This is a genomic window from Flavobacterium sp. 21.1, from assembly GCF_057801535.1.
Genome location: NZ_JBYNXA010000005.1, coordinates 162433 through 175199, shown reverse-complemented (window position 1 = coordinate 175199; position 12767 = coordinate 162433). Strand labels below are relative to the sequence as shown.

The following is a 12767-nucleotide window of genomic DNA, read 5'->3' as shown; positions in this document are numbered from 1 at the left end:
AAGTCAGGAGACTTTGCGGAGCGCGGCACGGATTGCAAATCCGCGCTATCGAGGTTTACCTGCTGATTTTTTTAAATTTAGTTGTTTTTTATCATAGAATACGCTACCTGGTTTTTTAGTGTAGTTGTCTATACTCCTGTTTAAAAAAAGCATCAATATCTTCATTTTTATTCAATATGACTTTAGTCTTCATTTTTTTAAAATGGTTTATTACTTGTGATGGATTTTGATTGTTATATAAACTAAAAACGTAACATTTATTTTTCTTAATAGAATATAAATAACTAAATGGCGGTGTTATATGAATAAAGATGTTCGAATTACTTTGAATTAAATAATTGATTACAGAATCATATTTTTTCTTATTATTTTTATAATAATTATTAAGCTCATTCTTTGAAGACAAATAAATTAACAAATTGTTTTGGTAATAAGTTATAAAACAATTTGGGTAACCTAAATTTTCATGTCCAGAAAATTGTTTTATTTCTTCAAAAAAAGAACTATAACAAATGTTTTTAAAAACATCTTTAACAGTTGAACTGTTGTCATATTGAATTTTAATTATTAATTCATTTGCTCTTACCGTTTCTTTTTTTAGACATTTTAATGTAACATTCTGTATTCTATTTTTATAAAACAAATCTCCAAATAAATCAATTCGCTTCTTAGAAATTCTAGGATAGATTGTATCTAATAACTTCCCACCTCTTTCAGTAATTACATACTTAAATCTTTCTTCAAAATCGTCATTTTGATTTTGAATCAAAAATATCGAAATAAAAAGGAATAATATCTTCTTCATGTTTTTTTACTTAATATTCGCTCCAAACAAAACAACTTGATCACCTTGTTTATTAAAAGCTTTGCCTCCACTAATTTTGCCAACATTAAATCCTGCATAATCTGAATAAATAAACCCTGATATTTTACCACTAGTATCAAAAAGGTACCCATGGAATATTGTTGAATGCCCTGATACGCGTGCGCCAATTTTCAAGTTATTGGTTACATTTGTAGGATTGTCATCAATCCAATATTGCAAAGATGCTCCTTCCCTTAGTGCGCCACTCAATATCTGTCCATGACTTACCAATGATGCGAATCCATTCCTTTTTAAAGCTGCACCCACTCCATAACCGATCAAATTATCTCTAGAGTTTTTAGCCATCATGTCGTAAGCTGAATTAGAAATGTAATAGTCTAATGCCCCTGGTCTAGCATCTAACGGTTTTCCACCAAGTGCAGTATCGATTCTTTTCATAGTAGTTGCAGTGCACATACCATAACAATTTAAAATATCATCTGCTTTGTCAAAGGAAGTTTTTGCTGCTTCAACAGAAAAATAGCCTGTAGTTCTTGTTGAATTTGGATCATATGGTAGTGATGTTACAAAATCAGAAACTTTCTCTCCATTACTAGAAGTTGATAAATCATAAAAACTATATTTGTTAGTAGCACTATTATAATTTATGCCTTTATTACCTAAATCATAGTATTGTTGTTCTGAATGAGTATCACCATCATATGCTTTAACAACATCATATTTTGCAATTTTATTAGAAAATAATAAATTATACAATCCCTGTTCTTTTGCATCTTGAGGCGTCAAAGGTCCCATTTCGCCTTTATGGTCTTGTACATCAGATGTGTTGACATATTCTAGGCCTTCGAGTTCAATTCCGTCTAAAACCCTATTTTCACTAAAAGCATATGGAGAATTATGAGGATACTTCGGAGCCAACGGATCAACCGCAAAAAACCTTCCCACCCTAGGGTCATGCATCCTAAAGGTATAATTCAACGAATTCCCTTCACCTTTCAGCTCATCATCTTCCTCCTGCCCCTGGAAACCATACCTATAATCGTTTGCCGGATCATACCCAAAGCGCCCTGGCACCAAGCTTCCGAAAGGATAGTAGTCATTGTATGCAACAACATCAGGTAAGAAGGAGTAATTTCCGCTGCCCAAGTCTGCATATAGTTTACGGTCTGTAATCACGGACAGAACGTTTCCTAAATGGTTGGATAGCTCATATTGCTTATCTCCCACAAAACGATAAACCATTTTAGGGTCACCAATTCCAGCAAATGTTCCTTGACCTTGGTCTTGGCCTTCACAAGGGTTACCAATGCCGTCACCATCTTCATCTTCCTGAAGTGGGTTGGGATTCAACTTACAGTTGTCACAAGCATCACCTACACCGTCATTATCCGTATCAGGCTGATAATAATAATCGATTTCTCCTGTAGAAGCATAATGCGGGATTCTTGGATTGTAAGTAGAAATACAGTTATCACAAAGATCACCTACTCCGTCACCATCCGTATCTGTTTGTAGCGGGTCAAATTTATCCGGACAAACGTCACAAACATCACCAACACCGTCACCTCTAAGTTGACCATTAATCACTTGTCCTTGACCGGCCGCGATTTCTGTTGTGTCCTTCTGATCCGGGTTAAATGTAGAAACACAGTTATCAGAGGTATTAGGGATACCATCAGAATCTGAATCCAAAAGACTTGGCCCACAGAAAGTGCTGTTTGTATCCACATGCCCGGCTGCGCCGTCTATAGGCGTTGTCATTACAATAGAAGCAACATGAATTTCAGGATCATCCGTATTAGATGAAACAGATCGGAATGTATTACCGGTAGGATTGTCAAAACTAAATTCATGTTTGATTTTATCGACTGTATATGTGAAATCACACATATCCATTTTCACACCGCTATATTCCCCATAGGTGTCATGTGCATAGTAGACTGTTGTTCCTCCTAAATTGTTAGGAATTACTGGATTACCCCCATCATAATGTGTATCACCATCTACATGAGTTTCCATTGGCAATTGTTTCAATGGATATACGTTTCCATTTAAATTAAGTACGACCTTATATCTTGAAGTAGGGTTAGAGTCAGCTTTATTTGGATCATAACTTATATCTACCTTCAAATCCCATTCATTTTCAGGTATTCTTATGCTAGGATTTGAATCGTCTCCAATCGGAGGAAGTGACGGCATTACATATTGTGTTTGATATATATAATTAGTGAATCTATTCCCTAAATAATAAAATCGTCTGTAATTAATTAGAGTAATAACCGGCTGTTTTTCACCTGCATCATTTTTGGCCACTTTTACCGTAACAGAACTTCTGTAATATTCTCTTCCATTAGGGGAATTCATGTGTCCATGTAAAATAGTTACTAAATTATGTTCATTTACTGCTAAACCATTAATCCTGAAATGGGTATCAATTTTTATATTCTCTGTACGTCCAAAAGAATTATCATGAAAATTAATCCGTCCTTCAGTAGGAGACATCCATGTCGTATGGTCATCAGTATTATCAAAAACCAATCCTGATATTACCGGTTCAGATGTTTGTGGAGTTTCTTCCGGAATTGTTCTTGCAGTTGCAACACTAGCCTGTATGTTGGCTATAGCTTGCTTTGCACCACTTTGATCCGATAATTCCGTACGTTGTTTTTCTATACCCAAACGGCTGCTACCATAAATATTCTGCTCTACAAGATAATATCTCGGAGCTTCAACCCCTTCCTGAACCATCTCATAGGTACTCAAAACATTTCCTTGAGCATCACGCTGATAATATGTCGTCGTGCTAATGGTGCCAGTGGTTACTTTTTTGGCAATCCTGTTCCCCAGTCCATCATAATCGAAACTTATGACGGTGCCATCGTTTTTGGTTACGGAGCTCACTTTACCATCTACACGCCAGTCAATTGCTAAGCCTTCAGATTTGTCTTCAATCAATTGTCCGACTTTGTCATAAATATAATTGTGCGTCGCCTCATCGTCAACGTCATAAGAACTCAATTGACCAATATTCTTTTTGATGTCGATTGAGGAATTAGGGAATAAGTCATTAGCAGCATCAAAAACTTTTGTCAATTGGTTTTTACCTGTTTTGTATTTATAGGTAAAATCATCCATTAACTGACCGGAAGTAGTCCAGTTTTTTAAAGTTTTCAAATTACCGTTTCTGTCATATGAATAAGTACTAGCATAGGAATTCACTCCTGCATAACTGCTTCCGCTTGGTGTAATTGAAGAAGAAGACATCGCCTTTATTCTGTTTAGCTGGTCATATTCATAATGGTTAAATTGTGACGGCAATACATTCTGGTTTAAATCCATAATGGACGTAACCATCTCCTTGATATTACCATTATAGAGATCATGGTTGTTTTCATAATGCAATCCGGCACTGAATGGACGGAATGTATTGTTATCATGTCTTGATTTGTAATCTCCTGTATAATAGTTAAGAGCGAAACCGAAAGCATCTTTTGCCACAATTAGACCATCCTTCCCAACATCATTTGTTGTAGACAGATTCTCTGAGTTAACCGATTTTAGCCATCCCTGAAGGGTATAAACGTAGTCAAGTCCCTGGACTTTCTGATCACCGATTTCGGTACGGGCTAAAGGACCATGCTCATAATACAGGTAGTTCGCTTCTTTTTCCCAAACGATATCGTCTTTACTCGTATATACCTCAGTAATTCTGTTATCGGCATCATATTTGTACTTATGAATAAACTGATCCTGGCTATTTGGTTGATAAGCCACTTTATTCACATTTCCGCTAATTAGGTCATAATCGTAAATGATTTTTTTCTTGTCTTGACCTAAATGTTGCAGATCACTATTATTATTGTGATAAACAAGTTCTTTAACGTTACCATGTACATCATAATCATACAAAATAGCATTCTTGTAGCCATCATAGGCAGCTATTTCTCCCAATTCACCCGTCAAGTTATCGTAGTACAATACTGCAGTTACCCTTTTGTGGCATTGATCGGCAGAATAGGATTCAAACCAACTTTCAGTATTGGTAACAGGCTCGTCATATACGGTATGTGTTACTTCACTCTTGTTGTATGTGCTTGAAAATTCATTCACAGGATCAGGACTTCCGGTAGATATTAATCTTCCTTTATCATTGATTTCGTATGGATACCCGCCAGCTCTGCCCATTGGAGGGGTAGTCACTTGACCAGCTTCAATGATTCTTCCTAAGCCGTCATAACTAGTATAACTGAAAGACATGGATCCTCCCCAGGCCGTTGCTTCCAATTGCTTTTCGTTTTGAGAAGCAATAATTCTTCCTTTGTCATCATACGCGAATTTTGTTATTCCGCCATCAGGGGTACGCTGCCAAACCAATTGATTCAACGAGTTATAATGGTAGCTGGTTTCCAAAGAGTGATCCGGAAGTACAGGCTCATTATTTACGACGGTTAAATTACTCTCCGGCGCATTTTTTCTTATGTCATTAATTGCGGTGTTAGACGATGAAGTAAGCGCCAAACGAGAAACACCTTGTGGCGGAACCGTCTGAACCAGATTACCTGCCTGATCATAGTAGTATAAGGTATACTGATACTCTTTATCAGCGGTGGTCTTAGTAAAGATTTCACTCAAACCTGCTAATGCTTTTTCCAGATACTCTTTTATAAACTCCTGCCTTTTATTGGCAAAATAATTCTCTTTCAGCTCCTCTCTATAGGTATTTTGGACAGACTCCACAAATATTTCACAAGGAGTTTTGATTCCTATAACCTCAAGGCTAAAATTAGGTATTAGCGGAGCAGGAGGACAGATTTGATTTCTGGCTACAAACTGTTCTACAAATTGACTCCATGTTAATTCTGCTGCTGTATTCGTAGCATAATTTACATACTCATCAATAATTTCCCTAGTACCGTTATACCCATAGTTTAATTTAGTTGCACCAAACTCACTGATTGTAATAAAAAGCGGGTCGTTTGAACTTGTGATTCCCAGCTGGTTTAAATAGTACAGATAATTGCTGCTGATATAGCCAAAGTTAGCTTCGCAGAAATATTTTCCACTAGAAGTTAAATAGTCAGGCAACTCGTAACCATTCGAAACGATTGTTGACATTCCTTCAATAAATTCATTCCATTTCGGACTACAGGCTACCGGAGCCACCTGAGGAGGGATACATGTGACACAAGGAACTGCAACTTCCTTTAAACAATCTTCCAAATTCAAACATTCAATGGTTCCGCTCGCACGATAAGTTTGCCCATCTACAGATATTGAGACAGTGAAAGAAGACATGTCATTTGTGAAAGCAAGATCACTGATGCTTTCCACCACTGCTAATTTAAAGTTTGGTATGTTTAGTTTTACCTGACAATTTGAGTTAGTTGCTAATGTAAAAACTATTTGCGACCATTCGTTGTTACTAGTTGCATAAAAATTATTAACGCTGGCTGGCCCATCTGTAGGTTCTAAGATTATATACTGATCCAGACCAGACATACCTGTCGGGATGTAACCGTTGGCAATGCTATTAGTTGATGATCCGTTATATTCACTAAGTACTGCATTTAGCACCGTTCCTAATGCCTCCTCGGCCTCAGATTTCTGTGTACACTTGACTCCATCTAAACACCCTATTTGTCCGTAAACTATTTCAATTCCTGCTGGTACATTTACAGCGGTAGCTCTGCTTGAACCTGGAAAATAGGAATATGAATCGTAGTGGGCAAACATACTAAATGTATAATTACCATCTACATCTCCATGCAGTAATTGAAAATTAGAAAAATGAGTGACTGCATTATACAATCCTTCAAGGCGGTCTCTTTCGGAATCATTTACATCATCAACGATATCGAGTCTAAATTTACATTTTGATCCAAAATACATACCTTCTGTAAAATGCCCTGTTAAAACTGGCGGGATCAAAGTAAAGTGTTGAATACCATCATCCAAATTTTGATAATATTGACTCAAGGAGATTAGTTCCTGAGGATTGTAACTGTCAGGAATCTCTCCATTATTATCAATTTGTTTAAACCAAAGATGGTTGATTAAAGCAGTGAAGTTGGCATTCGCAGCATCCTCTAAAGGAACTTTTTCGGTACAGATGCAATCGAAATCCAACTCTGTTACTTTTCCCTTTAACGTATGAATTTTATTATCTAAACCTAAATAATTGACAGTAATCAAATGATGACCAGAAATGACAGTGCCATGATCAATATCTTCTTGAATGTTAATTCCGGTTATTCTATAAAAACTAATTGTATGCAACTGAACTGGATTATCAAGTTCGTTTGCTATTTCATAAATTCTGAACGGAATACTCGAGTCTATAGTAAACTCGCCTGAATTGTAGGACCATTTAGCTGTTAACGCCTGATCATTCAATATTTCAGGAATAATACTGTTATTGTAGGCTAATGCATTATTCGCTGCGTTTAGATTAATGTTGGTTGCAAAAAGGTTACCTCCGCTTGAAGGATTATTACCTTTAAGTTTGTTCATCGTACGAACCAAAGCTTTTTCGAATCGTGTACGTCTGTAACAACCCGCTCCGGTTTCTGTTTCAGAGTTTCCACTTATCGAATTTACATCTTCAATCCCACAATCTCCAAGATTAATAATAGTTTCCCCTTCAACCACTACTTCCTCTAAAATCGGCTCAGCGCCACCGGAAGGGTTGTTTGCTGTACAGTCAGAACTTGTACCCGTTAATATTCGTTTTACGACTGCTACAATTTGGAACTTATGAGTACGTCTATCCGGATTGTAAGATCCAGGCACATAATAAATATTCTTAAAATCGACAACCGTAAAAGCCGTGAAGTAATCGCTCCATGAAGGAGCAGATACTACAGTGCCACAAGGGTTAACATATGGGTTTTCTGTAATGAATTTTAAACTGATTGGTTGTGAAACAGGCGTCCCATTTGTGTCATTAAAGATGATATTCAGATTCTCACCATCAGTTGTACCATTTATGCTTGTTTGAACAGGATTCTGAATGTCGTAGTCATCAGGATTAATTGTTGCTGTAAACAAATCTCTAGTTAAATAAGGCATGCTATAAGTAGGGAAATCCGTCAACAGCAATCCATGGTCTTGGATTTCAGGCTTAACTAAACCATCCAAAAAGCTTTCCATATCAAATGCTAAAGGACATTTGCCGGTTTCCATAATTAAGGCATTATCAGTATCTGTCTCGGCTGCATGTATAGCATCAGCATCAGTAGTTCCAGAATTATAACCGTAATCTGCCGAAATAAAACGCTTTTCCTTTCCTTGATATAAATGAGAAGTGATTGTCGAACAAGCTCGCGTAGTACCAACAGGTGCCCCTGCAGGAATTTGTGCATAAATATCGAAAGCTCCATTAATCTTTGAGAGTAAGGTTCCGTAATTATTAGCAGATGTTAAATTATATTTTCTAAATAACGTCACAAAAGTATCAGTGTTCTCTGAATCTCCTATACAATCGTTATACCCTCCATTCTTTAAAGCGTATATATGAGCAAAAACAGTACGGGTTTTTTGTTTTAATCCAATATAACTGTTTTTGAAGTTTTGCCAGATGCGTTCTTTTAGATTGTTATTCTCAAGCGTGTTTGGCAAAGTGTTGATGAAACTAAGAAGGGCTTGGTTATCAAGCTGAACGTTGCTTTCGTACGTTGACACCGGTGCTATGCCATTACCAAACGCCGCGGTATAGTAAGCTGATTGAAGCATGTTAAGTGATATCTCTACATTGCTTGAATTTGTAAATATCACTCCATCAAAATTAGCTTCCAAAGCTTCTGTCATTAATGATTTACGAAGATCGAAGTTATTGTTGTTACTTTCTTCAATAATTGAAGAGCCTCCTGCTTCATAAAAAGGATCATTTGCTGCAAAATTGATCAGTTTATAAATTGTTCCTTCGCTATCAAAAATATCTGCATTAAACTCTTGGCTATTCTGGTCAAATCCAATAATAGCTCGTAAATTTTCATCAAAATTGTCGCTATTATCACCTACCGAATTTGTTTTTTCACACCAAGCTTTATTATATTCATAGTACTTATATTCCGGGTGGTATTGAATCAATGATTTTGCCCAACTTGGTCTCCATAACCTTATGAAATCGGATACGTTACGTAAAAGGGTTGGGTCCACCAATCGGTAATCTGGGTCAACAGGGTCTATACCCCCATTATCAGGATTTTCAAGGGCTGTAATCTGGCTCGTTGTAAGTTCTACCAATGGAGGATTGTAATTATTGTCTCCTAATCTTTCTACCCTAATTTTGGAAAGCACCCCGTCTGGTTCCTTGTAACTACCGTCAAAAGGTTTCCTCCAGTTATAATTTGATATATTTTCAGTAGTAGATGGTGTTGAACCTTCCGCTGGATAAGTAATTGTTACATAACCTCCATTCCATAAATTATTATTCACATTGAACAAACTCAAAGGATCAATCACTTGCGAAGCCGAATTGTTTTCACTTGATGTTGCATTATCATTAGTCCCAGAGTCATCAAGTTCTAATCCGGTTACCGAACCATATTGTCCATGCGGACTGACATCGGCCAACATTTGTTCCTCATTAATACCGCATACATTACTCGGTTGCACACATAATTCCCTGCAACTTTGTAACAAACCATCGAATTCCAAAGCGAATCGGCCTGCATAATTGTTAATTACGGATTGATTAAGAACTGAATCCGGTGTTGTGTCGACATAGATGGTGCCATTGTAGCTAAAAGTTCCATCAAGGAAAGTACTTCCCAGATTTTTGATAATGTGCTTGCGTTTTGCTAAAGCAATTTTATCTAAACGGACTTGGTTGTTTAAATCTCCAAGTGTATGATTTAAATTGTCATTTGGAAATCCGGTTTTGAATTGGGTACACTCCTCAGGAGTCAAATAGCTGCAAATCAAAGATTGCTCACACTCCCTACATGTCACTTTACAGTCATTTATATCAATATTTACCTGAAAATCAGCTAAATTAGGATAACACGGATTAGAAGGATTTTTTATCTCTGCTATGTAAGCATCCGCATATTCGTTTAAAGCAGCCTGATTCACACGTAAATCTTTGCTTAAAGTATAAGTCCCCACTTTAAGGCTATTTGATGAATCATTAGTAAATATTTTACTGAAATGATAGTTTGATGGAGCCAGAGAGGTAAGAGAAACTGTTCCTAAAGTGGCGTCAAGTTCCAAATCAGGGTCACTATCTAAATTTTGTGGAACCAATAGTTCTTCGCCGCAATCATTTTTAAGACTGATTGACCAATCATATACAAACGGATAATATTTTCCATTTAAACAGATATTATTAAAGGTGTTGGGCACATGATCCAAACTATAATTAAGAGTGATGGGCCCTTCTTTGATCATTCCTATCTGCTTACTGAGCCTAATTCCGTCCTTGTATATTCCATTATTCCCTGAAGCATACTGGTCGTTATTAGACAATAGATTTACTGTTAAAGGTAGATCTGGATTGGTTTCCTCTTCTAAAGGGACAAGACTTCCCTGTTTATCCCCCGCTAAAGCGGTGGCTATAGTTCTTCCTTGCGGATCCAAATAACTGACGCTAGCCTGCTTGTTAGGGTCTACAACTATATTTTTCTTATAACGGCTAAAATCTCCGACTTTATATCCAAAAAGTCTGTTTAATTCTTCCTGTGCCGGGTCAAGATAAAAATAATTCATTTCCTTGCCGGTTCCGATTTGATGTTTATCACCGACACCACCTTTTCTTCTAATTCTTCCTGTGTTATCCGGTGTATATTCTATTTGTGAAAAAGGATAATTGTCTGCGTTAGGAACAAAATCCTGATAATTATTTACTATACTGTTTTGTTCAGAGTAATATTTGCTTGCTCCACTGGCATCTGTCATTTCACCTGCTCCATTTGGAGTACAGGTAGCCTCTGTCTGAAGGTCCCAGTCAAAATCATTATGCGTATATACTGCATTGTTACTGTTTTTATTAAGATCACTATAGTATCGAATTCCGGAAGCATCAACTGGTGTCGGTAACACTTCAACGGCCGCCCTTCCTTGATTGTCATAGATTACTTCACCAACAACAGCCTTATTATTGGAATTTATTTTGGTTACTGTCTGGCGATTTCGCAGTGTCCCGTCAAAATAACTTACAACTTCTTTTTTCTTTCCTTCTTCAGCAAAAGAAGATTGATACTGCCAGTTTTTCTTACCTAACTCATGAGCTTCATCAATTACAATATGCGGCCAATGACTAATATTAGTAAAACTATTTGAAAGGCCTGATGACCAAGCTCCATAGTAATTCTTTGTATGATCATCCAGAAATCTTCCCACAGCTCTTATTCTGTAAACCAAAAATCCTTTTGAAAAAATAAGTGGAATACGGTAGTACTCATTCTTAGTTTGAATTCTAGTACTGTTTAATTTAAAGTCTTGTTCTGTTAATGCAATTTCATTTGCTGTTAACTGATTATTATTTTCTCCGTAATTATCAATCCACGTCCATTCAAGTTCATATTCTACAGCAGGGGCATTTAAATCCCTAGTCCAACGGATTTCGATTTCTTCAGCACCTGCAGCTACACTGGTAACAGGTACTTGAGTAGTCCCGTTGTAATAAATAAACTGAAAACTTACAGGTGTTACAACTGTGTTTCGAAGGTTGAAATAACGGTCTGTTTTAAAACGCAATTCTAAAAATGCAACGGAATTGCTTACCAATGCTATAGGAGCTTCTGAACTATTCAAATAACTGATAGAAGTTACTTCAACCTGAGCTTTATGAATCCCCGACAGTTTGTATGTAGCAAAATCATTTAATTGCGCATTTTGAGTAACATTGTCGTGCTTTATTTTTAAAGAAACTGTCTGAGGCGTCAAAGCCACATTTGAAGTATTGAAAGGTGTGATCTTTAAGTTAACAAGACAATAATAGATATTACTGTAAGACGACTGATTTGTTATATCATCTTTAAAGCCAAAATTAATATAGACAGCAGGGTTTACTGATGTAAAAACATTTTGCTGACTTAAGTCATTAAACTTAGGATCAGTTATATTCAACGTCGGTAAAGGATTTGTATGGAGCTGCGTTCCAATCTTTATATCTCCCTGATAATCCACTTCTTGGCCAAAGCTCAAGAAAGAAAACAACATAAGTACTAATGCGAATAGGCGATTGTTGCTATGCATATATCTGTATTTTATTATTTTATATTATTATAAACAACCCTGTTGTCTAAAATTTCATAATTCTTTAAACGCGGCGACACTACAGCTCCTTTTTTCTTATTCGAAAGCGAGACATAGTTATTCAGATTCAAAAGAGCCGGGTTAATTGGACCTCTTTGATAATCGGAATAAACAATTTCCAATCTTGGGTAATGGTTGTCCGTTTTTCTAAAATTCTTTGAAAAATTAATTGCGGTGTTGTAGTAAAAAATTTGTTTTTGAATGAAAAACGATTTAGAAATATTCAAAACAATTTTTGAATAAGGTAAACCCGACAATTCTTTAGCAACTAAAACAATTTCCCAAAAAGTTTTACGATCTTTAAAAGAAACTATCTTACAAAATGGAGTGATTTGGCCAATATTAAATTCACCTTGGTAATTTTCTACCGGATTAGAAAGTATCACCATTTTTTCAGAATGACTGACTTTCAGATTTGCCTGCTTCAAATTAAGCATCTCGGTATCATTGATTTTCAAGTATACCTCGTTGGCCTTATTTTTACAAAAAACCCCTTTATACTCTTCCTCGACTTTTTTGGAGTTAGGATCCCTGAAAAGTCTATAAACAGTTTTAAAATGTAGGTTTTTGGGCGTAGTAAACTGCGTATTGACTTTTTTCAACACCTCTTCTACGGTTTGACAATAGGCAAAAGGACCTACAAATAAAATGATTAGTAAGATAATTTTCTTGGTTGACATAT

3 protein-coding genes are annotated in these 12767 nt (G+C 36.3%); all 3 read right to left on the bottom strand.

Features of this window, described 5'->3' with window-relative positions; genetic code table 11:
• Positions 1-115 precede the first annotated feature (115 nt).
• The 3 genes from AC3E9U_RS12665 to AC3E9U_RS12655 are packed head-to-tail and all read right to left on the bottom strand — an operon-like array spanning position 116 to position 12765.
• Positions 116-805 carry a hypothetical protein gene (locus AC3E9U_RS12665; RefSeq protein WP_488747283.1) on the bottom strand — a complete coding sequence of 230 codons (690 nt, stop codon included), beginning with the start codon at positions 803-805 and terminating at the stop codon, positions 116-118.
• Between the two features lie 6 nt (positions 806-811).
• Positions 812-12025 (bottom strand): thrombospondin type 3 repeat-containing protein, encoded by an 11214-nt coding sequence (locus AC3E9U_RS12660; RefSeq protein WP_488747282.1) that lies wholly within the window; start codon positions 12023-12025, stop codon positions 812-814.
• Between the two features lie 14 nt (positions 12026-12039).
• The gene (locus tag AC3E9U_RS12655) at positions 12040-12765 is read right to left on the bottom strand and encodes a LolA3 family protein (protein WP_488747281.1); all 726 of its coding nucleotides are present in this window, start codon (positions 12763-12765) and stop codon (positions 12040-12042) included.
• Positions 12766-12767 lie beyond the last annotated feature (2 nt).